We start from the raw sequence: 25,971 nt of genomic DNA, 5'->3' as shown, positions 1-25,971 counted from the left end.
TCTGGACCATGCGTGGCACCTCCGTCACCCTCGTCATCGGCTCGACCGGCAAGACCGGCCGGCGAATCGTGCACCGGCTCGCCGAGCGCGGCCACCCGGTCAGGGGCGGCTCGCGCCACCTCGACCCACCCTTCGACTGGGAGCGGCCCGACACCTGGCGCCAGGCACTGCGCGGCGCCGAATCCGTCTACATCTCCTACTTCCCCGACCTCGCCGCCCCCGGCGCACCGGCCGCGATCGAGAAGCTGACCGCCTGCGCGGTCGACGAGGGCGTCCGGCGGCTGGTACTGCTTTCCGGCCGGGGCGAGGCCAACGCGCAGCACTGCGAGCGGATCGTCAGCGAGTCCGGTCTGAGCCACACGCTCATCCGCACGAGCTGGTTCTCGCAGAACTTCAGCGAGGGCAACCTGCGGGACTCGGTGCTCGACGGCGTGATCGCGCTGCCGGCCGGCGAGGTCGCGGAGCCGTTCGTCGACGTCGACGACATCGCCGACGTCGCGGTCGCCGCCCTCACCGACGACCGCCACTCCGGTCGGCTCTACGAGCTCACCGGGCCGCGCGCGCTCACCTTCCACGAGGCCGCGGCCGAGATCGCGAAGGCCGCTGACCGGCCGGTCGAGTACGTCGCCGTCTCACCGGAGGTGTTTCACGCCGCCGTGGCGCAGAGCGCCGGGCTCGACTACGCGGACCTGCTCACGGACCTGTGCAAGGAGGTGTTCGACGGGCGCAACGCCTCGGTGGCCCACGGCGTGCGCGAGGCACTCGGCCGCGAACCCCGCGACTTCACCGACTTCTGCCGTACGGCCGCCGCCTCCGGGACGTGGAGATGACGAGCCCGCCGCAGGACATGATGAGGATGCGGCACGCGAGACCGCTGAGACTCGTCCTGCTCGTGTCCGGCGCGGTGATGATCGGGATAGGCGCGGCCGTACTGTTCGCGCCCGCGGCCTTCCACGGCACCAACGGCATCGAGCTCGGGAGCGACGCCGGCCTGCTCAGCGAGATCAGGGCCGGGGGCGGCGCGCTGCTCGCGACCGGCGCACTGATCGCGCTCGGCGCGTTCGTCGCGCGGCTGGCCTTCACCGCCACACTCGCCGGTGCCGTGATGTACCTCTCCTACGGCCTGTCCCGCCTGCTGGGCATCACTCTGGACGGGATACCGGCGAGCGGGCTGGTGCTCGCGACCGCGTTGGAACTGGTCATCGGGCTGGCCTGCGTCTTCGTTCTCGTACGGTATCGCCATCGGGGCATCTCGGCCTGAGCCGACCGGCGCGAGACGGTCGGGGTGTCCGGCATGCGGGTCGATCGGTCGAGCTGGACCGTTCGTCAGAGGCCCTCGGTCTCAAGTGTCCTTTCGAAGACGCCGTAGGCGTCGGCAGTGAACAGGACGAGCCGCAGGTCGGTCACCCGGGTCGGCGCGGCACGTACGGTGCCGATCGCGATGCGGGCGGCGTCGTCGACGGGCCAGCGGTAGACGCCGGTGGATATCGCGGGGAAGGCGACGCTGGTGGCACCCAGCTCGTCGGCGACCCGAAGGGACTCGCGGTAGCAGGAGGCGAGCAGGTGCGAGCGGTTCTCGGTGGCGGAGAAGACGGGGCCGACGGTGTGGATGACCCAGCGGGCCGGCAGCTCACCCGCGACGGTGGCCACGGCCTGACCGGTCGGCAGTCCCCCGCCGTAGTGCGAGGCGCGCAACTCACGGCAGGCGGCGAGGATCGCGGGGCCACCACGCCGGTGAATGGCCCCGTCGACCCCGCCACCTCCCAGCAGCGAGGAGTTGGCGGCGTTGACGACGGCGTCGACGCGCTGCGCGGTGATGTCCCCCTGGACCAGCGTGATTCTCATGAGAACGAGTCTGTCAGCAGAGCCTCGACGCGGTTCGCCGCTCACGATGCGGCCACACCCAATGGAGTTGACGGCAGAGGCGTCGCCGGGATCTCCTGCTGCGGTGATCGACCAAGAAGAACCTGAACACCGGAGACCTGGTGGCCACCTTGGCGGTGACGAGGCGGTTTGACCTGACCGATGCGCGGTGGGCGTGGCTGGAGCCGCTGCTACCTGTGCCGAGGAGGCCAAGGCGGCCGTCGAAGTGGACCAAGCGGCAGATTTGGGGGCGACGGCGTCTCGGCCCCTTGAAGACGAGGCGGAAGAGATGCGGCAAGCTCCTGGCCGACCTGTACGCCTGTCGCGACTCCGAGACCGCCTGACGAGCCGCGAAAAGGACGAATGGGATGAAACAGGATTAACGGGACGCCGGGATGGTGTGCGACCTGAAAATTGCCGATGCATCTGAGAAAACCCCTAGCTATAGAGAGGAGATCATCTAGCGATAGCGTGGCGCTCAAACCAAACCTCGGGGGGCTTGGATGGTCCATAGCGAACTGCCGACACTGGGCGAACCTGGATGTCTAGGCCAGTTGAACCCGTTGATCCGCCAACTGCGAGACAGCGGCCCCATCGTCCGGGTTCGTACCCCGGTCGGCGATGAAGCGTGGCTGGTGACCCGGCTCGCCGAACTCAAGCAACTCCTGCTCGACGACCGACTCGGGACCACCCACCCGGACCCGCCGAACAGAGCACGGTACCTGGACAGCCCGATGCTGGACCTGGTCGTGTCGAACCAGGATCCGGCTGAGGCGCATCGTGCGCATCAGGCCCTCCGGTCGAATCTCACCCCGTATTTCTCGGCCAAGCGCATAGCCGGCATGCGGCCACGCGTCGGCGCCGTGGTCGACGAGTATCTCGACGCCGTACTCGCCAAGCAGCCGCCGATAGACATCCACACCGAGTTCTCGCTGCCGTTCTCCTATCAGATCCTGTGCGACCTGCTCGGCATAGCGGATCCAGCGGAATACCAGGTGGTGCTCGACCGGGTCAGCAGGGTGGGGGCGGGACTGGGCCAGGCGCAGGAGCTGTTCAGATACCTGAGCGAGGTTGCCAAGCGCAAACGCGTGCAACCGGGCGACGATCTGGCCTCGGCGCTGTGCCAATCCGGACTCCCCAACGACTTCGTCGGTGCGTTGCTGGCTTTTGTCACCATGTCGTACCAGGTGACTCCGCACAGCATCAGCGCGGCGATCGCGCTGTTCGCCATGAACCCGGACCAGCACAAGCTGGTGCTCGATGACCCGGAACTGCTGCCCGGCGCGGTGGGGGAGGCGGTGCGGATGAGCAAATTCGCCGAATCCGCGCTGCCCCGCTACGCCAGCGAGGACATCGAGATCGGTGGGGTCACGATCCGCGCCGGCGACCTCGTGCTGTGCGACCACGGCTCGACCGCGTTCGACGACCGGGTGTTCGAGGACCCGGAACGGTTCGACGTCACCCGATCGCCCAACCCCCACCTGGTGTTCAGCCACGGAATCACCTACTGCCTCGGTGCCCCACTGGCTCGGCTGGAAATCAGCGAGGTACTCGCCAGGCTTCTGCCCCGGCTGCCCACCATGCGCCTGGCGATCCCGGTCAGTGACATCCCGGTCTCCGGGGGGATGAGCGAACGGAAGCTCGGTGGTGGCATCGCCCAACTACCGATCACCTGGGATCCGCCGGTTCCCGTCGCGTAATGGGGGTGAGCGGAACTCGGTCAGCGAGGCCAGCCGGCCGGGTTCGAGCACGACTCGCGGGAGATTCCCGATCCGGTGTCAGGGAAGGTCCCATGGCGCTCGTGGTGCAGATGGGCGAAGAAGTAACACATCTCCTCACACTCGGCATCCAGCACCGCCTTCTTCGGATCCTCGGCCACCGCGGTGTAGAAGTCGCGGCCCATCGCGACGATGAAGCCACGCGCGTAGAGGAAACCGTCGTCGGAACCATCGGTGACCGCCTGGATGTCCGCGCGGTCGATGTCGTGGAGCTTCGCCTCGACCACCCGATCGAGATCCGTCAGCTCGTCCGCCGACAACCCCTCGCTGAGGGAGCCGAGGTTGCTCAGAAACTCCTTCAGGGCGGCTTCGACCACGACAAGCGGAGGCTTGCCGTGAAGGTCCTCGTCGAGGGCGGGCGTCCGATGTGTCAACTCCCGTCGCGCCTGATTGACCTCCACTCCCAGCGGTGCCCAGGCCGCCTCCACCAGGTCCCAGAAACCTTCATCAGTTTTCATGATCGTCGCCTTTCTCATATCGGTGCCGCTCACCCAACCAGAGAGCACCGACAGTCAGCCGCCGTCCGGGCGATGACCAGCGCGAAGGCCGCCGTGGCAACGCCGTCGGCGTCATCGCCCCAAAGGGAGGACACCTCCGCTGAGCTGTGCCTACTGTTAGCGCATGGTGCCCTTGCCGTTCTGTACGGCCATCGTGGAGTTGACCCAGGTCCAGGGGGAGTTCCTCTCCAGCCTCCCGTGCCCAGGACTCATCGTGGAGCCCTACATGCGGTGCTCTCTGGAGGCGGGACATCGCGGTCGGCACGTCACCCTGGCGCAGGGGTCGTCGGTCACGGACTGGTGGGCGACCTGGGACACCGAGGACATCCACGGGGAGCTCAAGGTGCTTCCGAACTGTCTGACCACAGAGCCGATCAGCGAGGACGCGTGCTGCCTGCCGGCCGAGCATGTGGGCAGACACAGCTTCGAATTCCTCTGACCGGCTCTTCCCGCCCTCCATGCAGTTCAGAAGTGACCCGACCCTGCGAAGCTCTTCGCTTCAGTCGTCACGAGTAAAGGCTGAACTCTGTCGCCCATGGTGTGCAGTCGATTCCAGGAAGTCACCGCTGTCGATGCGGAGGATTTCGGTCGACGCTGCGGCTGACCTTAAGTCCGCTTTCGCCTGAAATAGGCAGCGGTTCCGGCGGCGCCCGCATAGGCTTGTGGGGTGGCGCTTTCCGACCTTCGACGGGAGATGGTGCTCGCCGCCATCGACGAATGCGACAAGCTGGGCCGCGACGCCTTTCTCAGGGAGTACGGCTACCGGCCCGCCCTCGACTACTTCCTCGTGCATGACGGCAAGCGGTACGACTCCAAGGCGATCGCCGGAGTTGCGTACCGGGGAATCAGCGGCAGGCCCCTGCGTCCCGGCGAGTTCTCCGGGGGGAACGCAACCGTTGCTCGGGTGCTCGGTGGACTGGGCTTTGAAGTGACGAAACCGGGGCAGGCTGCCGAGGTGTCCTCCGTCGAAGACCTCTTACAGAAGGTCGACTCGCTCAAGCCCGCTGTTTCTCCCACATCTGGTGCGCGGAAACGACACCAGCCATTGACCCTGCTCTGGGCGATCGGCCGCGCGGCGCAGGGGAAGCCACGTCTGCGGCGGTGGGAGAGCACCTACCGCGAACTCGGGCGACTCATCGAGGAGTTCGGTCTGGAAGAGGACCGACCCAACCCGGAGTTCCCCGTGCTGTGGCTTTACCACCACGGTCTCTGGGATCTGCCCGGCCACGCCGACATGCCGGCTGCCAGTGGTCGGCACGCGCAGCAGTGGATGAAAGAGCACCAGCCGGACAGCGGCCTGCTGCCGTGGGCGTACGAGATCGTCACCGATCGGGAGGACGTTCGTGCCCAGATCGTCGTGAGGCTGCTTGGCGCGTACTTCCACGGCGTCGACCACAACAGGCTTCTCGCGCGGGTCGGACTCGACGCGGTGTCCTCCCCGGCCAGTCGTCGCGAGATGATCGTGGAGCGCATCATCCGCGACTCCCTGCTTTCCGAGCAGATCAAGGGCGCGCACGACTTCCACTGCCAGATCTGCGGCGACCGGCTCACCCTCCACCGGGGCTTCTACGCCGAGGGCGCCCACATCCGCCCGCTCGGAAAGCCGCACAACGGCCCCGACGAACCCGGCAACCTGCTCTGCCTCTGCCCTAACCACCACGTCCTGCTGGACCGAGGAATGATCACCATCCAGGCGGACCTCACGGCGAAGGACACGGTGTCCGGCGCCTCGCTCGGCCGTCTCCGAGTCGTCCAGAACCACGAGATCAGCCAGGATCACCTCGACTACCACCGGCAGAACATCGCCAAGCAGAGCTGAGCCGAGATTCTTCCCGGCGGGGCGAGGGCGGGGACGCCATCGGTAGGCAGGGTCGCACCAAGCCGCCGATAACATTCCAGCCGGGCGCGAGCGGCGAGGTGACCCATTGCCTGGGGGCGGCGTCGACCGTTGATCGCGTACGAGTCCTACGGGGGGCCGCCCCGGGCGGCGCGGCGACGCTCGGTGAGCCGCCGGGCCTTGGCCGTGTTGCCGCAGTCGGCCATGCGGCACCAGCGGCGTGAGCCGTTGCGGCTCTGGTCGAGGAACAGCCATCCGCAGCCGCCCTCGCGTATGGGGCAGCGGCGTACCCGGGGCAGGTCGGCCGTCCGCAGGACGTCGAGTGCGGCCTCGGCGACCCGGTCGGGTATCAGCATGGCGGGTATCGTGCCGTAGGTGAGCCGCACCTGCGGCGGGTCGCCTCTGTCGAGCACCAGCGCGGCTCTGGCAGCCGCCCCGGCCCATCGCTCGTGCAGCACGATCAGCGCGGCCCCGGCCGCGATCGGATCCCCCTCGCCCGCGTCGTCCGCCGGCCCGCCGTCGGCAGGCCGGATCGTTGCGAGCACCACGAGATGCAGCCCTTCCCGGATGTCGCGTACGGTGGCCAGCCCCGCCTGCGCCGACGCGGGATCGTCGTGCCACGCCTGGTCGGCCCGATCGCGCTCCGCGTCGCTGATCAGGCCTGCCCTGGCCGCCCAGCGCAGCAATGCGGGGGCGTCGGACAGATAGTCGTGGGGCGGCCCGCCGTCGAGCGGTACCCCTCGTTCGAGCGTGTTGACCAGATCGAGCGCGGGGTGCCCGCCGACCAGGGGAAGGTGTCCCACGTCGAGCATCATGCCCTTGATGCTACCACTCAAGACAGGAAAGAAGGTTGCACGGTTTGGTGGGTTGAGTATCGGATCACGTGACTCGGGCGCCCTCGGGCAGAGGGGCGGCGGCCATGGCCGGTGCGCCCTTCCGTCGGCTGGATAGGAACGGCTCGGCCAGAACGATGGCGAACGCCGCCAGGCTGAGCAGCGCCCCGGCCAGTGCCGTGCTGCGCACGCCCGGACCGGGCAGGAGCACGCTGCCGAGGAACGCGCCCGCGGTAATTCCCACATTGAACGCCATGGAGGTAGCGGCGCTCGCCATGACCGACTCGCCCGGCGCGTACACGAGCACCCGCGATCCCAGTACGGCGGTCAGGCCTGCGAGAGTGAAGCCGGACAGGGATATCGCGATGACGGCCCCGACCGGGGAGGCGCCGAACGCGTACTGCCCGGCGAGCGCCAACGTCTGTAGGCCTATGAGCCCCGTCATGGTGCTCCAGCCATGGCGGTCGACGAGGTAGCCCACCATGAGCACTCCGGTCAGGCCCGCGATCCCGCGTACCAGCAGAAGCGGGCCGATCGATGACTCTGTGAAGCCACTGACGTCGCTCAGGAACGGGCTGATGTAGGTGAACGCCGTGAACGCGCCGGTGACCGCGACCGCCGTGGTGGCCACGATCGACAGGTACCGGCCGCGGTCGGGCGCGCTGCCCCGGTCCGCCGCGCCCTGCCCGGCGGGCGTGTCGGGCAGGACGGCCGCGATCGTGGCGAGGACGAGCAGGGCCAGGCCGCTGAGCGCGAGGAACGCCACCCGCCAGTTGGTCTGCTGGCCAAGCCACGTGCCCGCCGGGATGCCGGTCAGCGCGGCGCTGGAGGCACCGGCGTACAGGATGGACAGGGCCCGGCCGCGCACCTCTGCCCGGAAGAGGCCGGCGGCGGCGGGCGTCACGATGGCCCAGAACAACGCCTGGCTCAACGCTGTCACCATCCGGGCGCCCATGAGCAGCCAGTAGTTCCCCGCCATGGCCGACAGGCAGGTCGCCACGACGAAGATGCCCAACAAAACGCACAGCAGTCGCCGCCGGGGCAGCCGGCGAGTCAGTCGCGTGAGCGGCAGGGACACCAGCACGATGATCAGGCCGTATCCGGTGACCAGGAGCCCGACCGCTGACGGGCTGGTGCCGAGATCCTGGGCGATCAGGGAGAGCAGGCCGATGGGCAGCGACTCGGTGGTCACGTAGATGAACACGGCCAGGGTCAGAGCGGTCAGTGCGACGATCGCCGACCTGCTTCCGAAGCGTTCTTGCACGCGGTCTCCTCACTGGTTCACCATCGTTCGAGATGATGAAGGTAGCTTTTTTCATGTCATATCGTGGGAATGCCCTGTTGAGCATGAATTTAGACGTTTGCATGCTACCGGTCAATGCGTTTTAGACGGTACGTTGACGGCCGTGCAGGAGTCCGAGCGTGAGGCGGCTTCCGGCCATGTCGTGCGCCTGGAAATTCACCAGGGTCGCAGGGGCGTGCCGACCGGGCTACCCGTCGGCACCGCCGAAGAAGCCCTCGACCGCGCCTGCGATCTCTACCTCAACTACTGACCCCCGACGAACTTCCGGGCGGGGCTCACTCAGCCCCGCCAGGCAGGCCGCCGAAGCTCTCGGGCAGCGCCTTCGTGAGATTCGTACGGGCGCCAACCTCACCGGCTGTGCCCTGGCGGCCGAAGCGGGCTGGCGCTACTGAATAACGCGCTGGTAGAAGCTGGACCGATCAGAGGGTGGGACTTGTGAGTGTTTTGGTGAATGCTCGATTGATGGCGGGATCGCGGCCATCGACGTAGCGGGCGGCGGGTTGGTAGCCGATACCGGTGTAGAGGGCGAGAGCTGCGGTGTTGCGTACGCCGGTTTCCAGGATGGAGCGCTGTGCCCCACTCTGTGCGGCGTAGTGTTCGAGGGCGGTCAGGATGCGTTCGCCCAGGCCCAGGCCGCGGAGGCGTGGAACGGTGTACATCTTCTTGATCTCGATGGTGTGGGTGGGTTCGTCGAAGGTGCGGTAGCCGCCGCAGGTCACCGGGACGGTGTTGAGATAGCCGACGAGGAACAGGCCGTGGGGCGGGGCGTAGGAGGCAGGGTCGGCTTCGAAGGGGTCGGCGTAGCCGTAACGCTGTTGTTGGTCGTCGAAGAGCGCGCGGACCAGGTGGGTGGCGTCTGGGTGATCGTAGGGACGGGGCCGGATGAGGAAACGGGTGGCGATCATGTCTGGGCCAGAGCGGTGTCGAGATGGGGGAGGAATGAAGCGACTGCCGGGGAGCGGCTGCGACGGGCGAAGGCTGGGCGCAGGCGGCGTAGGTAGGTGAGTACGCGGATCGACTGGACCTCGTCGAGTCGAGTGAGCGCGGCCTGGCCCGCGTCGACCGCCGCTTCCACGTCCCCGCGCAGTAGGTGGGCGTGGGTGAGGAAGGTGCAGTGCAAAAGGGCGGAGCGCGGGTAGTCGGGACGGGCACCGACTGTGGAGATCGGGGAGAGCAGACCGATGGCCTCGTTGAGCAGGGGTTTGCGGTAGACGGTCATCTGCTCGCCCAGGACGACGAGGGCCTGTCCGGTCTCAGCGGCCAGTTGCTCGGGCTCCAGGTAATAGAGGTAGGCCGGGGCGATATCGGCTGAATCCAGCACCTCCCTGGCCTTCTCTGAAGCCTGGCGGAATGCGGAGAGGTCTCCGACGGCGGCTGCGGTGGTGGCGACGCGGCCGATGACCCGGGCTCGCGTGACGGGGTCAGCCGGGCAGCAGCGCTCGGCCGCCGAGGCGATGTGGACGGCTTCCTGGCCGTGGCCGGCGAAGGCGGAGATGTAGGCGAGCATGCCGATGGCGTTCGCGGCCCGGCCCAGATCACCCAGCCCTCGGGCGACACGTTCGCTGAGCAGTAGATAACGTTCGGCGGCGCCGGAGCGTTGGGCGTCGAAGTGGACCCAGCCGACGAGCTGGGCGAGGTCGGCGACAATGGTCAGGAGCTGGTGCCCGACTGCGGGCTCGTAATCGGCGCACTGGACCAGATCCAGGACGTTGCGCAGCTCGCTGGTGATGTAGCGCAGGCTGAGTGCGCCGCCGCCGTGCTGGTCGTCGAGCTTGCGCAGTGCTTCGACGTGCGCGCCGATCAGTCGTACCTGGGATGGCAGGACGCGGTCGCGACCTGCGTTCCGGTGGGGCTGTGACACGGTCGCGTGCAGACCGTCGAGTACGGCGGCAGCGAGGTCGGGTCCGGAGGCGGCGGCGACATCGGTGTGTTTCCCAGTGCTGAGACTCGTCAGGTCGTTGAGCGACTGGAGGATGTCCTCGACGTTCGCCGAGGGACCGAGAGCGGAGACGGCGGGCAGAGGTGAGGGCTGCCGGGACGGCCAGAGCTGTTCGACCCGGATCGTGTGGCCGAGGTGTTCGGAGAGCACGATGGCCGCCACTGAGGGGATGGGGTCGTAGGGCTTGTAGCCGTGCCGAACCCAGGCATAAGGGGCGGTGGGATCGATACGCCGGTTGCCAAGGCCACGTCCTTGCAGCCAGGAGTTGATCGCGGCGGCGAGCTGGCGCGGGTTCATCTCGGCACGTTGCAGGATCTCGGCCAGCGCCGTGGGCGTGTGCGTCATCCGGGCCTCCCTGTCTCAGGCGAACGGTAGCCCGATGACTACGTGGTGTGAATGCCCCCGTGGTTCAGAACGGCGAACCTTCACGACCTTCACGGGATGGCCGGGAGGTTCACGACCTTCACATCGCAAACATTGTCACTCTGCGTTGCGCTGCTGGTCCACTGGGTGACGGAAAGGCGGGGCGGCATCGGCCCGTCGACGAGACCCGGGAGGTACGGCGTGGCACCCTCGACCAGGCTCCACGACTACCGCGTGCTGGTGAAGACCCTGCGGCCGGGCTCCGCGGCCCATCGGGCCCGAGCTGTTGTCAGGCAGGTGCTCCAGGACGCGGGTTTCGACGGCGAAGAGCTCAGCGATGCCGAGAGCGCCGTCGCCGAACTGGCCGCCAACGCGGAGGAGCACGGCTGGCAGCCCTTCGAGCTGAGGGTCGTCTTCGTGGACGGTGAGCCGTCCTGGTGCGAGGTCATCGACGCGGACCGGGACCTCGACGGTATCCTCGCCATCCTCGATCGGTTGAATGCCTGCGGTGAGGAACCCGATGTGGGGCTGCTCGCCGAGCGCGGCCGAGGGCTGCTGCTGGTGCACGCCCTGTCCAAGGGCCGCTGCCGGGCGTACGTGACCCGGATGCGTGCCACCGGTACTCCCGGCAAGGCCGTCGGGTTCGCGCTGCCCACCAAGACCGGTCCGCGTCCGAGTTCCCCCGTGCAGGACGACGGACCGTCCCCGAAGGCCGGTGCCCACCTTCCCACGCAACCGTGGGCACCGGCCTTCCCCGACCACCACCTGCCCTCCTGATCCCGGGACCGGCGGTGATGACCAGGACTCACGCCGCCGGTCCCGGCTCCATGGAAGGCAGTGCGTCAAAAAAGGTCGCGTACCTGCCGAATGAACGTGAACCACTCGCCTGGCCCGGGGGTCTTGTATCCGCTGCGCTTCAAGGTCAGCTCCAAGGTCTTTCTGAGTGGGTGGGGTGACTGCATGATGGCCGCGTTCCGCTGCGCGAGTCTGAACATCTCCTGTTCCGTGGGGGTTCGGTTGCTCTTGCGGCCGTTGCACCCCGCGTGGGTGGGAGCGAGGTTCCAGATCGCGTCCAGGTCAGGTACCGTCCCTCTGCCGCCGGGGGGAAGGAGCCTCCTGAACGAGAAGGGGAACACATGGTCGACGGCGATGTCGTCGATGCCCAACGCGATGGGGTACGCGCAGATCAGGCAGAGGCCGCGTTGGAAGCCGATGACCGCGTCCGCGACGCCGGCGACCGATCGGCGGCGCTGCCGGTCGGTGATCTGCAGGGTGGTCAGGTCCACGGCGACACCCTCACGGATCAGGCTCTGACCGATCCCGGTGGCGAAGGACGTCTCCACGATGCTCCAGCGGGCTGACAACTCGCCCCGCAGGGTCGGGGCCTGCTCCGATTGGGCGATGTCGCGGAGTTCCTTGCTCAGCCGGACGACCCGTTCGTGGGAGCGGCCGGTCATCTCGTAGAAGCGATGCGGTATCTCCGCTCCTTCGCCACGCAGGTTGTGGAACTTCTGCATCACCATCTCGGGCATGGACTTGATGGCCGCCGCCAGTAGTTCTTCGGTGGGACTCCCGAGTCTGAGCGACTCTGCGGCTTCTCGCTCGGCCACCGAGAGGAAGTCCTTCTCTCCCCGTGCGCTCTTCTCGGGTCCTTGCGGGGCCTGGCCGAGATGTCGTACCAACTCCATCGCGTACGGCACCGCCAGGTCACGGAGCAGGATCTCCGACCGGTCTTCGGCGGCGGCCTCCAGGAGCGCGGAGCCGAGGGCGAACTTGTAGGTACGGCTGTTCGCCCCTATCAGTACGGCCATCCGCCACGAGGACCGCGCGCTCTGTTCCCAATGAGACAGATCCAGCCCCATATGACGACCGCCACCCTTGGTGTGTATTTGCCGAAATACACGCCATTTTCACCGCTCGTGCCGGGAAACGCGCACGACGGAGGAGATCGGTAGTCTCTGGGTTTTCCGAAGGAAGCCGTAGGTGCGCGAAGGAGTGCTCTGAGGTGGGGAAACTCGTGCGGGACAGGATTCCGGAGATCATTCGGGAGCACGGCAGGGAGCCGGTGGTGACCGTGCTCGGGGAGGACGACTACCGCGCGGCGCTGCTGGAGAAGCTGTTCGAGGAGGCGGCGGAGCTGCGCGAGGCACCGATGTGCGAGGTGGCGGAAGAGATCGCCGACGTGCTCGAAGTGCTGCGGGCCATCGCGAAGGTGCACGGGCACGAGTGGGCGGACATCGAGAAGGTCGCGGAGGTCAAGCGGGCTGAGCGGGGTGCCTTCCTCGAACGGCTCTACCTTGGCTGAGAGTGTCACCGAGCCGGCCTTCTGCTCTCAGGGGAGGATGAAGGTCGGCCCTATCGGGGCTCTGGCCGGACCTGGCGGAGACCGGCATAACCAATTCCGGTGGTTCGGCCGATCGGGCGGCGAGAATGGCCGTCCTCGACGAGGAACAGCGCGTCGATGTCATAACCGGAGCCGTCCAGGCCGATTCCGATGACCGCCAAGGTCATCCGGCCTGCTCCGGCAGCGTGTCACTGATCACGATAAGCCCTGCTTGCGGGGGTGCCTTCCGGTCTGTCATCGGATGGCCAGGCGGAATCGATCGCCGAGGTCGGTGAGGCGTTCGACGGGTTCGTTGGCGAACACGATCCGCAGGTAGTGCCTTCCGCTGGGGCCCCAGCCGTCCATGGGGGTGGCTGCGACCTTCGCCCGGTCGAACAGGCGCTGGGACAGTTCGAGGGCGGTCAGCTCCAGGGGTCTGGTGTCGATGAGGAGTGACCAGCCGCCGTGCGGCCGGATGACAGGGTAGGCGGCGAGCTGGTCCAGGACCGTCTCGCAGCGCCGTTGCCATTCGGCGGTGGCGGCGGCGACATCGGCGTCGGCGTCGGGTGCGTCCAGTGCGGCGGCCACGGCTTCCTGGGCCAGGCCGACCTGGCAGACGACGTTGGTCAAGCCGACGAGGCGGATGTCGGCCATGATGGGGGCGGGGCCGACGACCCACCCGACGCGCCAGCCGATGAGCCGCAGCTCCTTGGAGGCCGAACCGACGGTGATGGTGCGCTGTACCAGGCCCTCGTGGGCTGCCGGGTGGCTGGGCGGGCGGCCGTCGAAGCGGATGCGTTCCATGGCCGCGTCGTAGATCAACCAAGCGTTGTGGCGTTCGCAGGCGTCAGCGAGGGCGGACCAGTGGTGGTCGTCCAGGACGAGGCCGGTCGGCATCGCCGGTCCCATCATCAGGACCGCCGCCGTGTTGGGGCCGACGGCGTCGGCGAGTCGTTCGGCGTCGATGGTCCAGCCGTCCGCGGTGGGCTGTGCGGGGACGAAGCGGGGGATGCCGCCGGCGAGCCGGATCCGATTGACCAGGCCGGCGTAGATGGGGTCGCACAGCACGACCTCCTGCCCGGGTTCCACGGTTGCGAGCAGCGTGTTGAGGATGCCGTTGAGCCCGCCGGCCACGCTGACGCACTCGGTGTCGGCGTCATAGCGGCGCCCTGAGATGCGCCCGACGTGCGCTGCGGCAGCCGTACGAAGGGAGCGATGCCCCTGGAACGGCAGATAGCTGTTGGCCGCGTCGTCGTCGACGGCGGCATGCGTGGCGGCGATGGCAACGGCGGGCGGACGCAGGTCGGTGTCGAGATTCTCCAGTCGCAAGAACTCCGGGTCGCCTGCGGCATCGGCCGCGTCACCAACGGTGTCCACACCGATGCCCGGGATGTCACGCAGCCGCGTCACCGTCATGTCGCCTCCAACCTCGACCACTTTGCCGGTACAGATATACCACTATGCTGATACGCATGGATCTCGCGCACGTGGTGGGGCAGAACGTGCACCGGCTGCGCACGGCGACCGGGATGTCGCTGGCCGACCTGGCGTCCGCCAGCGGCATCAGCAAGACCACGCTGCACGGCATCGAACAGGGCCAGGGCAACCCGACCCTGAGCACCCTGTGGGCCTTGGCCACCGAGCTGAAGGTGTCCCTCGGTGAGTTGCTGGAAACGCCCGCCTCGACGGTTGAGGTGGTACGCGTCGGTGACAGGCGACCGCAGGTGGAGGGCGACGCGGTCAGCGCGCGCCTTCTCCACCGCATCAGGCTGCGCGGCACCGTGGAGGTCTACGACATCGCCATCGCGCAGAGCACCCAGCACTCCGAGGCTCACCTGCCCGGTGTCGAGGAATGCCTCGTGCTCACCCACGGGCGCGTCACCGTCGGCCCCGCCGATTCCCCCACCGATCTGGCCGAAGGCGATTCGATCCGGTTCGATGCCGCTCGCTCGCACCTGTACCTAGGTCACGCCGTGCACAATCGCGCCGTCCTTCTCATGGTGCACCCGGAGAGCTGACCCGAGCATCGGCCGGCAAAAGCCACAAGAAGAGTCATCTTCACCGGCCCGCCGACGCATGATCGTTTTCCAGTCCTCGCCGTGAAAGGGCAGATACCCGCTTGGCACAGAACCGTCGAGTTGAACCCTGATGTCGATGTGCGGCATCGGCGAGAGCGTCGTTACCCGCTGAGCGGGATGGCGTAGAGGGTTCTGTCCTCGGCGAGCCATTGGTGGTCGATGAACCGGCCGCTCATGCGTCCGGCGAGGAAGAGGTAGGTCTCCAGGCAGGTTCGTTCGTGGTGTTCGGGTTCGACGACCCAGGATCCGGAGTGCACGGCCCCGGGGGACTCGGGGCAGCCGACTTCCCGGAGGTAGGGCTCGACCATGGAGCCGGGTTCGGCGATGGTTCTCGATCGCTTCGGGAGGCTACGGCGGCTCATGAGAACGGAGGTTTCAGTCGGGTGGTGTCTCGCGTGCCCAGCGGGGTGGCTCTCGTCTGGCGGCTTCGATCGCCGCGCGGGTGGGACGGCCGACCGAACCGGGGACCCGGTCGAGGGGGACACCGAGTGCCTCGGCCCAGAGAACGCGCCAGGAGAGCCGCCGGGAGGCCTTCCGTTCGGCGCGGTGACGGCGGCGGTCGGCCTCGCGGTGATGACGGCGGTCGGCCTCCGCTCGGGCGGCGGACTCATCGTGCAGCCACGGCGGGGTTTTCCTGAGCAGCCTCGCGACATGATCGGCCGTCCAACGGCCGCTTGCCGGGCGGAGCCGCCGGATCACGTCGGGGGGTATGCCGAACAGTTCGGCCACGGACTCGTCGGACAGCCGGGAGGCCACTCGGGCGGCCTGGTCGACGGCGGCTCGCTCGGCTCGGCGCTGCCGGGAGGCTTCTTCGACGGCACGCCGCTCCTCCGCCTGGACGGCTCGTCGTAACTCCACCTCCGCCCGTGCCCGTAGTAGCCAGGGAGGGGGTGAGGAGACCGCCTCGCGGAGGAGGGGGGCGAGCAGGTGGTCGCCGAACCGGGGCAGTTCGGCCGGGATCATCTCAACGGGCACGCCCAACTCCCGTTCCGCGTCCTTGGGGGAGACCAGGAGGGGTACGAGCTCCGCTGATCTCGGGGTGAATTCGGCGAGCATCGCCTCCAGGTCGGTGCGAGAGAGGCGGGCGTCGCGCAGGATCTCGGCGAGCGGTGGGATGCGGGGGTCCGCCATGCGACGAATGGGGCTGAGCGGCCCCGGCCAGATGTCGACGGCGGTCATCAGCGCGGCGGTCCACAGGAGGACCCGCACACAGTCCGCGTCGAAGGCGGGTTTGATCGTCTCTATCTCCGCGCGGGCCGCGACGGCGCGTTCGAGGTTCAGCTTGCGGGTCTGCACGGCCTTTCTCGCGGCCTCGGAGCGGGAGACCGCCCGCGCGGCGGCGCGTAGCTCGGTGTCCGCGTGGACGTGGTCGGCCAGAGCGTCCACGTCTGCGGCGCGGTAGTAGCGGACGGTGAGGATCCTGCCGTACTTCCTGATCTCCTCGGTGGCCACCGGTGCCAGACCGGTAGCGGCGATGATCCGTTTGAAGCGGTCGGACGAGACACCGAGCCTGGCCGACGCCTCGGTGACGGTGCAGCGGCGCTCCGCGGCGAGTAGTTGCCGGAAGTGCTCGATGTCGGCTTCGGCCGCCCTGACGGAGACGGGGTCGAAAGTCCGGTCGGGAAGGCGCCGGAGCAGGCCTGTCGTGGCCGCGAGTTCGATCTCCCAGACGCTGAGCCCGAGCGTCTGCCGGACCGTGTTCCTGCCCAGGCCCTGTGCCATGGCTCCACCTCCCGTGTCGGACGTCAGTGTGCCGGGCCGCTACGACATTTCAGTGAGTCGTCATCCGAAAGCGAAGAGTGATTGAGGGGGTGGTGATTGTCGCGGACGTCGTCATCCCGTAGATCGTCACTATCGGTGACGGCGGTTTCGAACTTGGGGCGGGTCGTCGCCCTCGGTTTCACCGACGAGCGTCACAGGGACGGTGGGCTCACGTAGCTGTGCGGCACGACGGCCCGGCACAGTTCGGCTCCGGGCCGGGATTGCACGGCCGGGTCGGGTCTTCAGTCCCCCGCTCAGTGAGCGGCGATCGCGTCGAAGCGGGGTGCGTCAGCGGCGTGTCCCCAGCGGCGGCACTCCCAGGCCAGGCGTCGGGCGCGGAGCCGTAGCGCGACGGGGGTGCGGTCGGCGGGACGTGGGTGGCCCGCCGATCGGATTCCGTTTCCGAGGGGTGCGTCGGCGCGCAGGACCTCCTCGGCGGCCGAGGGGGAGTCGGTCAGCACCCGAAGGAGGGCGCGGCGTACGTAGCCGAAGTCGTCGTTGGGACAGCGCGCGATGTGCTCCTCGGTCGCCGCGTGCGCGTCGTCCAGCCGATTCTGCGTCAGCAGCAGCTCGACGCGCAGGCGGTGCAGCCACGCCCTGTCGTACCACCAGCCGTTTCGCGAGATCGTGTGTTCCACGGTGGTCAGGGCGTCGGTGATCCTGCCTTCCTCGCGCAGGAGCACGGCCCGCGCGAGCGCGAGGCGCGTCGCTTCGTGGTCGCCCTCGGCACCGACCGCGTGGGCCTCGGCGAGGAGGTCGCGGGCGTCGTCGGTGCGGCGTTCGTAGAGGGCGAGGTAGGCGCGGCGGACCAGTCGCGGGACCTGCACCTCCGGCCTCTCGTCACCGCCGACGAGCGGTGGCGGGAGGAGGCCGAGCAACCGCCGGTCGACGCTCCAGCCGGTCTCGTCGCGTACGGTGGCCTCGATCCGCTCGCTCAGCACCTCGCGCAGCGAAGCCTCCAGCCAGTCGTGGTACCACGCGCCGAACGACTCGGCCTGCGGGGCGAGTGCCTCGCCGACGCATGTCCAGTCGCCCCAGACCTGGCCCGCCGCGGGGCCGTTGACGACGAGGTGGGAGCGGTAGCCGCAGCCGTGCTCGGAGACCGGCAGCAGTCCCTCGAAGGCGGCTTTCATGGCCTCGTCGTAGCCCTCGTCGTCCGTGGGCGGCTCCCACTCCTCGGTGAAGGGGAACGGGCCGAACCGCGTCCAGGAGGCGTCCGGCCGCACCCCGTGGACCCCGTAGTACGGGCCGGCGCCGCCGTTGCCGAGCCGGGTCAGGAACGTGCGGTAGTCGGCGGGGAAGCGGACCCCGATCCGCGTCTCGACGTCCTCCAGTGTGGCTTCGTCGAGCGGTGGCTGGAACCGGTAGCGGTGCTCGCGGGCGCCGAAGAGGTCGAGGTCCGTGTCGTACTCGCGGAGCGCGTCGATGCCGCGCCGGATGACGTCCAGATCCACAGCGGCACCCTATCCGGCCCTCCTCCGGCGGAGGTTGCCGCCGCCGGTACGAACGGCGGCGATGGCCTTTTCCATGCGTCCCAACAGGGCTTCGCTCTCGCTCTCCGGGAGCAGCGCTGGTAGTCCATGACGAGCAGGGCGGTGCGTGCGGGGTCGAGCGCGGGGATGGTGCTCATGCGAGTGTCCGCCTTTTCTGGGGAGTCTGGGCGGCGTCGTTGAGTTGGGGTGTGCGGTCGTTTCTGGGCAGCAGGAGCGAGGTCGTCAGGAGGAGGAGTCCGGCGATCGCGATCGCGGTGCGGGGGCCGGTGAAGCCGGCCAGCAGGCCCCACGCGCCGGTCATGGCCGCGATGGTGGCCTTACTCGTGATCGACCAGGCGGCCAGGGTGCGGGCGACCAGATCCGGCGGGAGTTGCTGGAGCCGGTAGGTGGCGAAGACCGGGTTGAACACGCCCATGCAGGTGATCAGCCCGAGTTCGACGGTGACGACGAGGAGGAGTCCGGTGGGGCCGGGGTGGACGAAGGCCAGTCCCAGCGGCCAGCACGCGCGCAGCGTCCCGGCGGTGAGCATGACCCTGTGGTGTCCGAACCGGGCGAGGAGCGGGCGGGCCAGTCGTGAGCCGATGAGGCCGCCGACGCAGGGGACGCCGAAGGCGAGGCCGTACTGCCAGGGGGTGAAGGCGAGGTCGCCGAGCATGAGGACGGCGAGCAGCGGTGAGGCCGCCATGATCAGGCCGTTGACCAGGACGGTGTTGAAGAACAACGGGCGCAGCGCCGGGTCGGCGAGGATGTGGCGCCATCCTTCCAGCAGGTCGCCGGCTCGGGGGCGGGAGGAGGTGGTGGTTCGCGCGGGGCGTGGCTCCCGTCCGCCGATGGCGCGGATCCCGGCGGCCGACAGCAGGAAGCTGACCGCGTTGGCCGCGACGCTCGCCACCGGGCCCACCAGCCCGATCGCGGCGGTACCGAGCGGTGGCCCGAGCGCGGTGGCGGTCCAGGTCGTCGCCTCCAGTCGCCCGTTCGCGACGAGCAGGTCCTCGGGGCGGACGAGCGCCTTCAGACACGCTCCGCTCGCGGCGGTGAAGGCGATGTCGGCGGCACCGACGACGACGGCCACGACCAGGAGTTGGGCGAGGCTCAGCCGGTCGAGGAGGTAGGCGGTGGGAACGCTCATCAGCGCCGCGCACCGGATCAGGTCCATCGCGATCATCACCGGCCGTTTGCGCCGGAACTCCACCCACGGCCCGAGCGGCACCGCGACCACCGCCCCGACCGCGAGTCCCGCCGCGGCCAGTGCCGACACCTCGGTAGGCCCCGCGTCCAGGGCGAGAATCGCGATCAGGGCGAACGCGTCGAACGCGAGCCATGTACCGAACGTGCTTGCCGCGTACGCGGCCCAGAACCATCCGAACCGCCGACCGGGCGACCTTCCCACCGTGCGCCTCACCATCTCTTGAGGGCAACCATCTGTTGACTCGTGGGATCAAAGCGGGGAGCAGGAGGGCAGGTCAAACAACCGTATGGCCGGAACCGCACAACAGCCGGTTGTTGGATATGGTCAGCCGGGTGTTGGATTTCGATGCCGTGCGCACGTTCGTCGCCGTCGTGGACACCGGCCGGTTCCAGGACGCCGCCGCGGATCTGTCGATCACCCAGCAGGCCGTCTCCAAGCGCGTCGCCGGGCTGGAGAAGGACCTCGCGGTGCGGCTGTTCACCCGCACCGCGCGCGGAGCCCGGCTCACCATCGACGGGCAGGCGTTCCTGCCCCACGCCCGGGAGCTGCTGCGCGTCACCGAGCGCGCGGTCGCCTCCGTACGCCCCGGCAGCCGTCCGCTGCGCGTCGACGTGATCGCCTCGCGCGTCGCGGCTTCAGGCCTGATGCGGGCCTTCCACCGCGCGCATCCCGAGATCGAGCTCGACGTGGTGATGCTGTCCGATGTCGAGGCGGCCGTCGCCGCCCTCGCCTCCGGGGCGATCGACGCGTCCTTCCGCGCCGTCGCCATGCCCGGCCGGCCTCTCCCCGCGGGCATCGAGTCCGTCCGGGTGCTCGACGAGCCGCTCCAGCTCCTCACCGGGCCCGCCCACGCACTGGCCGACGCCCGGTCGGTGACCGTCGCCCAGCTCGCCGGGCACCGGATCTGGATGCCCGGCATCGTCCCCGGGACCGAGTGGGCCGCCTACTACGACGACCTCGTCGCCGAGTTCGGCCTCACCATCGAGGCGACCGGACCCAACTTCGGCTCCGACGCGCTCCTCGACACCATCGCCGACACCCCGGCCCTGGCCACCTTCATGGGCGAACACACCCGCCTGGTCTGGCCCACCGGCCACGGCCTGCGCCGTATCCCGGTAACCGACCCGACGCCCGTCTACCCGCACTCCCTCCTGTGGCACCACACCAACCCCCACCCGGCACTGGCCGCCCTCCGCGCCCACTTCGCCGCCACCACAGCCGGCCACGACACCGCCGAGACATGGACACCCGCCTGGGTGATTTCACGCTGAGACACAGCCACGTCTGTACCCATCGAGGCCGGCCACCCTCATCCCAGGCATGGAGATCATCCTCCTGCTCTCCGCCACGATTCGCCACGACGACCCGACACGCCCGCCCCGTACGGGCGCCACCCGGCGGGCTATACCGCGCGCGCTGCGCGGCGCATCTCAGACGGAGGGAAAACGGGTGGCCGGGGAAAGCGGCCCGCTTCTACGCTCGGTGGTCATGACCTTCGAGTGGGCTCCGCTGACCAAAGACGACCTTGAGGCGTGGGCGGAGTTGCTGGCGGCGATCGACGAGGTCGATCAGGTCGGGGGGAGGGTCGACGCGGACGACCTCGCCGAGGAGCTCGCCAACCCGCTGCTCGATCCGGTCGAGGGCACGCTGGCGGCGTGGGAGTCCGGCCGGCTGGTCGCGTACGGGATGACCATGAGCCGGGCCACGGCTCAACCGGTGCATCTGATGAGCCTGTGGGGCGGGGTGCGTCCGGAGTACCGGCGCCGGGGGCTGGGCAGGCACCTGCTGGAGTGGGCGATCGGCAACACGCCGGTGCTGCACGAGCGCCGATTTCCCGGGCAGCCGCTCGAACTCCATGTCGAGGTGGACAGCCGCAACGAGGGACTGCGGGCGTTGGTCGTCGGGGCCGGGATGAAGCCGGCCCGATGGTTCTACGGGATGAGCCTCGACCTGGGGGCCGAGCTGCCGGAGGTCTCGCCGCCGGACGGGCTCCGGATCGTCACCTATCGGGATGATCTGGAGGACGCGGTCCTCCAGGTGCGCAACCGCTCGTTCGTCGACCACTGGGGGAGCGTCCAGCACACGCCGGAGTCCTGGCGGAACAGCATCGTCGGGGTGAAGGTGTTCCGACCGGAGAGCTCCTTCGTCGCGCTGGACGCGGCGGGAGAGAGCGTGGGTGTGCTGCTCACCCATTATTTCGAGGCCGACACCGAGGCGACCGGGATCCGCGAGGCATGGATTCAGATCATCGGCACCCTGCGTGAGTGGCGGGGCCGCGGGGTGGCGAGCGCCCTGCTCGCGCACGCGCTGCGCGAGTTCCGCGCGCAGGGGTACGACAAGGCCGGGCTGGGGGTGGACGCCGACAATCCGACCGGAGCCTTCGGCATCTACACCCGCGCCGGGTTCGGGATCGAGCGTCGTTCGATCGAGTACACGCTTCCGCTGGGTCCGGCGGTGCCGTGATCCGCATGCGGGCCTTTGCCGGTGTCCGCGTTTCCCGCCGCGGCCGCTGGGGCGGCCCCGTGAGCCGGGTGCGGGGCTTGGCACGTCCCGGCCGTCCTTTTCCGCCGGAACGGTGTGCGAGTCGGCGGTACATCTGTGACCGGCGGACGAGGGCCGCCTAGCCTGGAGGTGTGCGTACCGATCCGGTGACGTTGTTCCTCTGTGGGGACGTCATGCTCGGCCGCGGCGTCGATCAGATCCTTCCTCATCCGGGTGACCCGACGCTGCGGGAGGAGCATGTCCAGGACGCCATGACCTACGTTGATCTCGCGGAGGCGGCGAACGGCCGGATTCCCTGGCCGGTCGGCTTCTCCTGGCCGTGGGGGGATGCCCTGCGGGTGCTGGCGGAGGCCGCGCCGGAGGTCCGGGTGGTGAACCTGGAGACGAGCGTCACCCGGAGCGACGACTTCGCGGCGGGGAAGGCCGTGAACTACCGGATGAGTCCGGCCAACCTTCCCTGCCTGGCGGTCGCCCGGCCCGATGCCTGCGTGCTGGCGAACAATCACGTCATGGACTTCGGCCGACGGGGGCTGGAGGAGACGCTCGATGTCCTCGCCGGGGCGGGGCTGCGGTCGGTGGGGGCCGGCCGGGAGGTGGGCGAGGCGAGGCGACCGGCGGTCGTTCCCGTGGCGGGGGGAGGGCGGGTCCTGGTCTTCGCCTGCGGGACGGAGTCCAGCGGTGTCCCGCCGGAATGGGCGGCGGCGCCGGACCGGGCCGGGGTCGATTTCGTGCCCGAGCTGTCGGAGGCCGCCGCGGCCGAGCTGGCCGACCGGGTACGGCGGGCCAGGCGTCCCGGTGACGTCGCGGTGGTCTCCATCCACTGGGGTTCCAACTGGGGCTACCACGTCCCTCGGAAGCAGACGCGCTTCGCGCACCGGCTGGTCGACGGCGGGATCGACGTGGTGCACGGGCACTCTTCGCACCATCCCCGGCCCGTCGAGGTCTACCGGGATCGGCTCATCCTGTACGGCTGCGGTGACCTCGTCGACGACTACGAGGGCATCCCCGGCTACGAGGAGTACCGGGACGATCTGCGGCTGCTGTACTTCGCGTCGGTGGAGCCCGGTTCGGGCCACCTGACCGGTCTGCGGATGGTGCCCCTGCGGGCCCGCCGGATGCGGCTCCAGCACGCCTCGGAGGAGGACTCCGAATGGCTGCGGGGGGTTCTCGACCGGGTCGGCCGGAACTTCGGGTCACGCGTCGACCTCGAACCGGACGGCACGCTCGTGCTGCGGTGAACGTGAGCGAGACTTCGGGAGTGCCCCGGGTGCCTGGGGTGGTGCCTGGGGTGACCGTGGACGGTGTCCGGTCGTGCGGTCGTGCGGTCGGGACGGTCTCTGAGAACACGGAGGCGGGACGCCCCTGTGGGGACGTCCCGCCGTTCACACGTGTCGGTTGTGGGGTCGGGGCGGCTCGGCCGCCCCGTTCGGCCCGTTGGTGGGGCCGCCCCGCCGGTCGAGTGGGTCAGTTGTGGTTGTGCTCGTACATGCCCCTCTCGGGGATGGTGCTGGAGACCACGGCCTCGTAGGTCTTGCCGCGGGGGTTGGGGCGGGGGTCGACGAGGCCGGCGCACTGGCCGCTGCCGGTGATCTGGTTGGCCACCCCGGCGTTGGACGGCGCGGGCGTGTTGCCGGTGCAGGCCAGCGCGCCGCGGACGCTGCTGCCCGCCATCACGAGCGCGTCGGCGGTGGTGTTGCCGTTCAGCACCGCCGCGCCCCTGAGCTCGGCGCCGGCGATGATCAGCCGGTTGGTGGTGCCGGAGATCGAGACCGCGCCGTTGACCTGTGCCTTGAGCAGGTGCACCTCGGCGGCGCCGGTCGCGGTGAGCGCTCCGTTGATCGTGCCGCCGGTCACCACCAGGGACGCGCCCGCCGAGACGGTCACCCCGCCGTTGATCCGGGCGTCGTTCAGGCAGGTGACGCCGGAGCGGACGGGGAGCGTGCCGTTCCTGGTGCCGGTGACCGTGGTGGTGCAGGCGGGCGGCGGCGCGAGGGTGGTGACCGTGAAGTTCTCGGCCGTACCGTAGTTGCCGCTGGGGTCGATCGAGCGGTACTCGACGGTGTGCCTGCCCCGGGGCAGCTTGCCGAAGGTGAGGCTGTCGATGACGGTGCCGCTCTCGCTGAACGTCCACGGCAGGTCGGCGGAGGTCGGCCAGCCGAAGTAGTTGAACCAGCCGTCGCCGTCCACCCGGGACTCGCTGACGACGTACCCGTCCTGGTCGTCGTCGCCGGTGAGCCTCATGGTGAAGGGGCCGTTGTAGACGTAGGTGTCACCGGAGGAGACCAGGGGTTCGGAGAGCCGGTAGCCGGTGGTGGGCGGCGTGTTGTCGACGGTCCAGGTTCGGCTGTCGCCGCCGGAGGTGGCGGTGAGGGTGTGGTTGCCGGGGGTGAGCGTGAGCTCTCCCAGGTCCAGGTCCCCGTCGTTGTCGTCGAGCCGCCTGCCGTCCAGCGTCCAGGTGACGGTCGGGACGTTGTCGTCGGGGTGGGTGGTCTCGACGTAGACGACCTCGTCGTGACCGACCGCCTGGTTGGTGGGCGTGGAGGAGAGCAGGCCGGGGCCGACGTCGGCGGGGACGGTGGTCACGGTGGTGTCCACCGTCCAGGTGCGGGTGGCGGTGAGGGCACCGGAGCGGATGGCCGGGTCTCGTACGAAGTCGGTCGGGTCGGTGACGGTCGCCTTGACCGTGTGGGTGCCGGCCGGCAGGTTCAGCGTGCGGAGGTCGAGGGTGGTGCGATCGCCCGCCAGGTCGGTGCCGTTGACGCTCCAGACGGTGGTCAGCGAGTGGCTGTTGGGGTGCAGCGGCTCCACCCAGAGCACCCGGTCGGCGCCGACCGGCGACGTGGCCGGCGTGCCGTCCTGGATGAGGCCGGTCTTGGCGGAGATCCTCTGGGTCATGATCTCGCGGCTGACCTGGTCGTAGTAGTAGCCGAGCGTCCTCATGATGGAGTGCTCGCTGGGCCGCCAGACCCCTGTGCCGAAGTACAGGCCGCCCTCGTGGCGGCCGATGGTGCCGCCGGCCTCGCTGGGTTCGCCCAGCCAGCGCCACCACTTCCTGCGCTGGTCGGCGATCTGCTGCTCGGTGAGCAGGGTGTGGTGCGCGGAGCTGGGTTCGGCTCCGGTGTAGGCGCCGCCCTCCACGCCGCGTGTGTAGTAGGTGTACTCGTCCTGCAGGCCGCCCAGCGAGTGGCCGATCTCGTGCGGCGCGATGAGGGCCGACATCGAGTTGTGGCCGGAGGAGGTGGCGTAGGCGCCGCCCGCCCCGCCGTAGGTGCCGCTGTTGCCCAGGGCCAGGATCTGCCGGTTGGCGCTGCTGGTCCCGGCCACCAGGTTGGCGTAGGTGTTGGCGGCCGAGTTGCTCATGGTGATCAGCCGCTGGACGCTGGAGGGGTTGCAGCCGCCCCAGAAGGCCATGCTCAGCGGGGTGTTCTTCCTCCCCGCGGACAGGTCGGGGTCGCAGCCGATGCCGGACTCGCCGGAGACGATGTCCACCCGGTAGACGTTGAAGTAGTTGCGGTAGGACTTGTACGGCTCGATGGACCACATCACGTTGAGCTGCTGGTCGGTGTCGGCGGCGAACGTGGACTGCTCGCCCGCGGTGTAGCCGTCACCCATGATGATCAGGTTGAACCGTTTGGCCGGGGCTCCGGTGACCTGGAGCGGCACCACGGTGGCACTGCCGACGGCGCCGTCGGAGGTGGCGCCGGCGGGTACGGCGGGCACGGTGAGCAGGGCGGCGGTCATCGAGACGGCCGCGAGGGCGGTGAGTGGCCTGGTGATACGCATGGGGGGTCAGCGCTTTCCGCGGGTGGGGAGCATGTCGTCGTGGGGGAGGGACTCCGACGCGCGACCGACGAAGAACCGGTAGCCGGTCGGCCGGGTCTCCGAGACCACGGTCAGCCCGGGGATGGCCGTGAGCTTGCCGAGGAGCTCGTCCTCGACCGCGGCGGTGGAGGACGCGGGGGTGGGGTCCGCCGCCGCGGGGGCGACGCCGACCATGCCGATCGATCCGGAGGTGAGGATCGCCGGCATGAGGGCACGAGGTACTTGCACGGATATATCTCCTTCTGACACACAAAGTGTCGAAGGAGGCTATCGATCATGTTTTGTCGGCGATAGTCCTAATTTTCGTAATTCTGGCGTTGTGGAAGGGGCGATGCCCCCGAAGCGGTGGCGCCGATCCCCTGAACACGGTGCTCCACAGCGGAGGCGCGG

At 69.1% G+C, this 25,971-nt stretch carries 27 protein-coding genes; 12 read left to right on the top strand and 15 right to left on the bottom strand.

Annotation, left to right across the window (positions count from 1 at the left end; all coding sequences use genetic code 11):
* Positions 1-8: 8 nt before the first annotated feature.
* Together AB0B96_RS26250 and AB0B96_RS26245 are read left to right on the top strand one after the other, a co-directional pair.
* On the top strand, positions 9-830 hold the full coding sequence (locus AB0B96_RS26250) for an NAD(P)H-binding protein (RefSeq protein ID WP_362902685.1): 822 nt from the start codon (positions 9-11) through the stop codon (positions 828-830).
* Complete coding sequence (locus AB0B96_RS26245; protein WP_362902683.1) at positions 827-1,261, top strand: DUF4345 domain-containing protein; 435 nt, start codon at positions 827-829, stop codon at positions 1,259-1,261. The genes AB0B96_RS26250 and AB0B96_RS26245 overlap by 4 nt, the downstream gene beginning before the upstream one ends.
* Positions 1,262-1,326: 65 nt before the next feature.
* On the opposite strand, the gene AB0B96_RS26240 is transcribed toward AB0B96_RS26245, so the two are convergent.
* A complete protein-coding gene (locus tag AB0B96_RS26240) occupies positions 1,327-1,845 on the bottom strand; it encodes an O-acetyl-ADP-ribose deacetylase (protein ID WP_362902681.1) in 519 nt (172 codons plus the stop codon).
* Positions 1,846-2,366: 521 nt separating this feature from the next.
* On the opposite strand from AB0B96_RS26240, the gene AB0B96_RS26235 reads away from it, so the two are divergent.
* Positions 2,367-3,563 (top strand): cytochrome P450, encoded by a 1,197-nt coding sequence (locus AB0B96_RS26235; protein ID WP_362902679.1) that lies wholly within the window; start codon positions 2,367-2,369, stop codon positions 3,561-3,563.
* A gap of 20 nt (positions 3,564-3,583) precedes the next feature.
* On the opposite strand, the gene AB0B96_RS26230 is transcribed toward AB0B96_RS26235, so the two are convergent.
* Positions 3,584-4,099: a DUF4240 domain-containing protein gene (locus AB0B96_RS26230; protein ID WP_362902677.1), complete on the bottom strand. Its 516-nt coding sequence runs from the start codon at positions 4,097-4,099 to the stop codon at positions 3,584-3,586.
* A 163-nt stretch (positions 4,100-4,262) separates the two neighbouring features.
* On the opposite strand from AB0B96_RS26230, the gene AB0B96_RS26225 reads away from it, so the two are divergent.
* Complete coding sequence (locus tag AB0B96_RS26225; protein ID WP_362902675.1) at positions 4,263-4,577, top strand: hypothetical protein; 315 nt, start codon at positions 4,263-4,265, stop codon at positions 4,575-4,577.
* Positions 4,578-4,805: 228 nt separating this feature from the next.
* The gene (locus AB0B96_RS26220; RefSeq protein WP_362902673.1) at positions 4,806-5,957 is read left to right on the top strand and encodes an HNH endonuclease; all 1,152 of its coding nucleotides are present in this window, start codon (positions 4,806-4,808) and stop codon (positions 5,955-5,957) included.
* A 146-nt stretch (positions 5,958-6,103) separates the two neighbouring features.
* Here the strand turns inward: AB0B96_RS26220 and AB0B96_RS26215 are convergent, their stop codons facing one another.
* Together AB0B96_RS26215 and AB0B96_RS26210 are read right to left on the bottom strand one after the other, a co-directional pair.
* A complete protein-coding gene (locus AB0B96_RS26215; protein ID WP_362902671.1) occupies positions 6,104-6,811 on the bottom strand; it encodes a CGNR zinc finger domain-containing protein in 708 nt (235 codons plus the stop codon).
* A 43-nt stretch (positions 6,812-6,854) separates the two neighbouring features.
* Positions 6,855-8,072, bottom strand: a complete 1,218-nt coding sequence (locus AB0B96_RS26210) for an MFS transporter (protein WP_362902669.1) — start codon at positions 8,070-8,072, stop codon at positions 6,855-6,857.
* 142 nt (positions 8,073-8,214) lie between these two features.
* On the opposite strand from AB0B96_RS26210, the gene AB0B96_RS26205 reads away from it, so the two are divergent.
* On the top strand, positions 8,215-8,361 hold the full coding sequence (locus AB0B96_RS26205) for a hypothetical protein (RefSeq protein ID WP_362902667.1): 147 nt from the start codon (positions 8,215-8,217) through the stop codon (positions 8,359-8,361).
* 169 nt (positions 8,362-8,530) lie between these two features.
* Here the strand turns inward: AB0B96_RS26205 and AB0B96_RS26200 are convergent, their stop codons facing one another.
* Both AB0B96_RS26200 and AB0B96_RS26195 read right to left on the bottom strand, forming a co-directional pair.
* Positions 8,531-9,016 (bottom strand): GNAT family N-acetyltransferase, encoded by a 486-nt coding sequence (locus tag AB0B96_RS26200; protein WP_362902665.1) that lies wholly within the window; start codon positions 9,014-9,016, stop codon positions 8,531-8,533.
* Complete coding sequence (locus AB0B96_RS26195; RefSeq protein ID WP_362902663.1) at positions 9,013-10,395, bottom strand: hypothetical protein; 1,383 nt, start codon at positions 10,393-10,395, stop codon at positions 9,013-9,015. Before AB0B96_RS26195 ends, AB0B96_RS26200 begins: the two co-directional genes overlap by 4 nt.
* A 219-nt stretch (positions 10,396-10,614) precedes the next feature.
* Between AB0B96_RS26195 and AB0B96_RS26190 the strand changes: the two genes are divergently transcribed.
* Complete coding sequence (locus AB0B96_RS26190; protein WP_362902661.1) at positions 10,615-11,190, top strand: ATP-binding protein; 576 nt, start codon at positions 10,615-10,617, stop codon at positions 11,188-11,190.
* Positions 11,191-11,255: 65 nt separating this feature from the next.
* Here the strand turns inward: AB0B96_RS26190 and AB0B96_RS26185 are convergent, their stop codons facing one another.
* A complete protein-coding gene (locus AB0B96_RS26185; RefSeq protein ID WP_362902659.1) occupies positions 11,256-12,224 on the bottom strand; it encodes a hypothetical protein in 969 nt (322 codons plus the stop codon).
* A gap of 194 nt (positions 12,225-12,418) precedes the next feature.
* On the opposite strand from AB0B96_RS26185, the gene AB0B96_RS26180 reads away from it, so the two are divergent.
* Entirely contained in the window at positions 12,419-12,718 is a 300-nt protein-coding gene (locus AB0B96_RS26180) for a nucleoside triphosphate pyrophosphohydrolase (protein ID WP_362902657.1), read from the top strand.
* 50 nt (positions 12,719-12,768) lie between these two features.
* On the opposite strand, the gene AB0B96_RS26175 is transcribed toward AB0B96_RS26180, so the two are convergent.
* Together AB0B96_RS26175 and AB0B96_RS26170 are read right to left on the bottom strand one after the other, a co-directional pair.
* On the bottom strand, positions 12,769-12,924 hold the full coding sequence (locus AB0B96_RS26175; RefSeq protein ID WP_362902655.1) for a hypothetical protein: 156 nt from the start codon (positions 12,922-12,924) through the stop codon (positions 12,769-12,771).
* Between the two features lie 67 nt (positions 12,925-12,991).
* Positions 12,992-14,152: a pyridoxal phosphate-dependent aminotransferase gene (locus AB0B96_RS26170; RefSeq protein WP_362902653.1), complete on the bottom strand. Its 1,161-nt coding sequence runs from the start codon at positions 14,150-14,152 to the stop codon at positions 12,992-12,994.
* Between the two features lie 56 nt (positions 14,153-14,208).
* Here AB0B96_RS26170 and AB0B96_RS26165 point away from each other — a divergent pair, with 56 nt between their 5' ends.
* Entirely contained in the window at positions 14,209-14,754 is a 546-nt protein-coding gene (locus AB0B96_RS26165; protein WP_362902651.1) for an XRE family transcriptional regulator, read from the top strand.
* 161 nt (positions 14,755-14,915) lie between these two features.
* Here AB0B96_RS26165 and AB0B96_RS26160 read toward each other — a convergent pair whose 3' ends face one another.
* The 4 genes from AB0B96_RS26160 to AB0B96_RS26145 form a co-directional block, all read right to left on the bottom strand.
* Positions 14,916-15,176 (bottom strand): hypothetical protein, encoded by a 261-nt coding sequence (locus AB0B96_RS26160; RefSeq protein WP_362902649.1) that lies wholly within the window; start codon positions 15,174-15,176, stop codon positions 14,916-14,918.
* A 13-nt stretch (positions 15,177-15,189) separates the two neighbouring features.
* Entirely contained in the window at positions 15,190-16,536 is a 1,347-nt protein-coding gene (locus AB0B96_RS26155) for a hypothetical protein (protein WP_362902647.1), read from the bottom strand.
* A gap of 293 nt (positions 16,537-16,829) precedes the next feature.
* Positions 16,830-18,029, bottom strand: coding sequence for an SMI1/KNR4 family protein (locus AB0B96_RS26150; RefSeq protein ID WP_362902645.1), 1,200 nt, complete (start codon positions 18,027-18,029; stop codon positions 16,830-16,832).
* Positions 18,030-18,201: 172 nt separating this feature from the next.
* On the bottom strand, positions 18,202-19,473 hold the full coding sequence (locus AB0B96_RS26145; RefSeq protein ID WP_362902643.1) for an MFS transporter: 1,272 nt from the start codon (positions 19,471-19,473) through the stop codon (positions 18,202-18,204).
* A 116-nt stretch (positions 19,474-19,589) separates the two neighbouring features.
* Here AB0B96_RS26145 and AB0B96_RS26140 point away from each other — a divergent pair, with 116 nt between their 5' ends.
* From AB0B96_RS26140 to AB0B96_RS26130, 3 genes are all read left to right on the top strand, one after another.
* Positions 19,590-20,528 (top strand): LysR family transcriptional regulator, encoded by a 939-nt coding sequence (locus tag AB0B96_RS26140; protein WP_362902641.1) that lies wholly within the window; start codon positions 19,590-19,592, stop codon positions 20,526-20,528.
* A 49-nt stretch (positions 20,529-20,577) separates the two neighbouring features.
* Entirely contained in the window at positions 20,578-21,720 is a 1,143-nt protein-coding gene (locus AB0B96_RS26135) for a GNAT family N-acetyltransferase (protein ID WP_362902639.1), read from the top strand.
* Positions 21,721-21,890: 170 nt separating this feature from the next.
* Positions 21,891-22,997: a CapA family protein gene (locus tag AB0B96_RS26130; RefSeq protein WP_362902637.1), complete on the top strand. Its 1,107-nt coding sequence runs from the start codon at positions 21,891-21,893 to the stop codon at positions 22,995-22,997.
* Between the two features lie 226 nt (positions 22,998-23,223).
* Here the strand turns inward: AB0B96_RS26130 and AB0B96_RS26125 are convergent, their stop codons facing one another.
* Positions 23,224-25,542 carry a M64 family metallopeptidase gene (locus AB0B96_RS26125; RefSeq protein WP_362902635.1) on the bottom strand — a complete coding sequence of 773 codons (2,319 nt, stop codon included), beginning with the start codon at positions 25,540-25,542 and terminating at the stop codon, positions 23,224-23,226.
* A 6-nt stretch (positions 25,543-25,548) separates the two neighbouring features.
* Positions 25,549-25,809: a hypothetical protein gene (locus AB0B96_RS26120; RefSeq protein WP_362902633.1), complete on the bottom strand. Its 261-nt coding sequence runs from the start codon at positions 25,807-25,809 to the stop codon at positions 25,549-25,551.
* Positions 25,810-25,971: the final 162 nt, after the last annotated feature.

Origin of the sequence: Streptosporangium sp. NPDC049046, assembly GCF_040649155.1 — a bacterium.
In the GTDB taxonomy this organism is placed as follows: Bacteria; Actinomycetota; Actinomycetes; order Streptosporangiales; family Streptosporangiaceae; genus Streptosporangium.
Note: the sequence above shows the minus strand (reverse complement) of the source record. Positions and strands in the feature narration are given on the sequence as shown.

Excerpts from the sequence above, each read along its gene's own strand:
- AB0B96_RS26225 (WP_362902675.1), top strand. The coding sequence starts at position 4,263 with ATGGTGCCCTTGCCGTTCTGTACGGCCATCGTGGAGTTGACCCAGGTC.
- AB0B96_RS26175 (WP_362902655.1), bottom strand. The coding sequence starts at position 12,924 with ATGACCTTGGCGGTCATCGGAATCGGCCTGGACGGCTCCGGTTATGAC.
- AB0B96_RS26125 (WP_362902635.1), bottom strand. The coding sequence starts at position 25,542 with ATGCGTATCACCAGGCCACTCACCGCCCTCGCGGCCGTCTCGATGACC.
- AB0B96_RS26155 (WP_362902647.1), bottom strand. The coding sequence starts at position 16,536 with ATGGCACAGGGCCTGGGCAGGAACACGGTCCGGCAGACGCTCGGGCTC.
- AB0B96_RS26195 (WP_362902663.1), bottom strand. The coding sequence starts at position 10,395 with ATGACGCACACGCCCACGGCGCTGGCCGAGATCCTGCAACGTGCCGAG.
- AB0B96_RS26165 (WP_362902651.1), top strand. The coding sequence starts at position 14,209 with ATGGATCTCGCGCACGTGGTGGGGCAGAACGTGCACCGGCTGCGCACG.
- AB0B96_RS26250 (WP_362902685.1), top strand. The coding sequence starts at position 9 with ATGCGTGGCACCTCCGTCACCCTCGTCATCGGCTCGACCGGCAAGACC.
- AB0B96_RS26135 (WP_362902639.1), top strand. The coding sequence starts at position 20,578 with ATGGAGATCATCCTCCTGCTCTCCGCCACGATTCGCCACGACGACCCG.
- AB0B96_RS26145 (WP_362902643.1), bottom strand. The coding sequence starts at position 19,473 with ATGGTGAGGCGCACGGTGGGAAGGTCGCCCGGTCGGCGGTTCGGATGG.
- AB0B96_RS26235 (WP_362902679.1), top strand. The coding sequence starts at position 2,367 with ATGGTCCATAGCGAACTGCCGACACTGGGCGAACCTGGATGTCTAGGC.
- AB0B96_RS26230 (WP_362902677.1), bottom strand. The coding sequence starts at position 4,099 with ATGAAAACTGATGAAGGTTTCTGGGACCTGGTGGAGGCGGCCTGGGCA.
- AB0B96_RS26160 (WP_362902649.1), bottom strand. The coding sequence starts at position 15,176 with ATGAGCCGCCGTAGCCTCCCGAAGCGATCGAGAACCATCGCCGAACCC.
- AB0B96_RS26170 (WP_362902653.1), bottom strand. The coding sequence starts at position 14,152 with ATGACGGTGACGCGGCTGCGTGACATCCCGGGCATCGGTGTGGACACC.
- AB0B96_RS26185 (WP_362902659.1), bottom strand. The coding sequence starts at position 12,224 with ATGGCCGTACTGATAGGGGCGAACAGCCGTACCTACAAGTTCGCCCTC.
- AB0B96_RS26240 (WP_362902681.1), bottom strand. The coding sequence starts at position 1,845 with ATGAGAATCACGCTGGTCCAGGGGGACATCACCGCGCAGCGCGTCGAC.
- AB0B96_RS26245 (WP_362902683.1), top strand. The coding sequence starts at position 827 with ATGACGAGCCCGCCGCAGGACATGATGAGGATGCGGCACGCGAGACCG.
- AB0B96_RS26200 (WP_362902665.1), bottom strand. The coding sequence starts at position 9,016 with ATGATCGCCACCCGTTTCCTCATCCGGCCCCGTCCCTACGATCACCCA.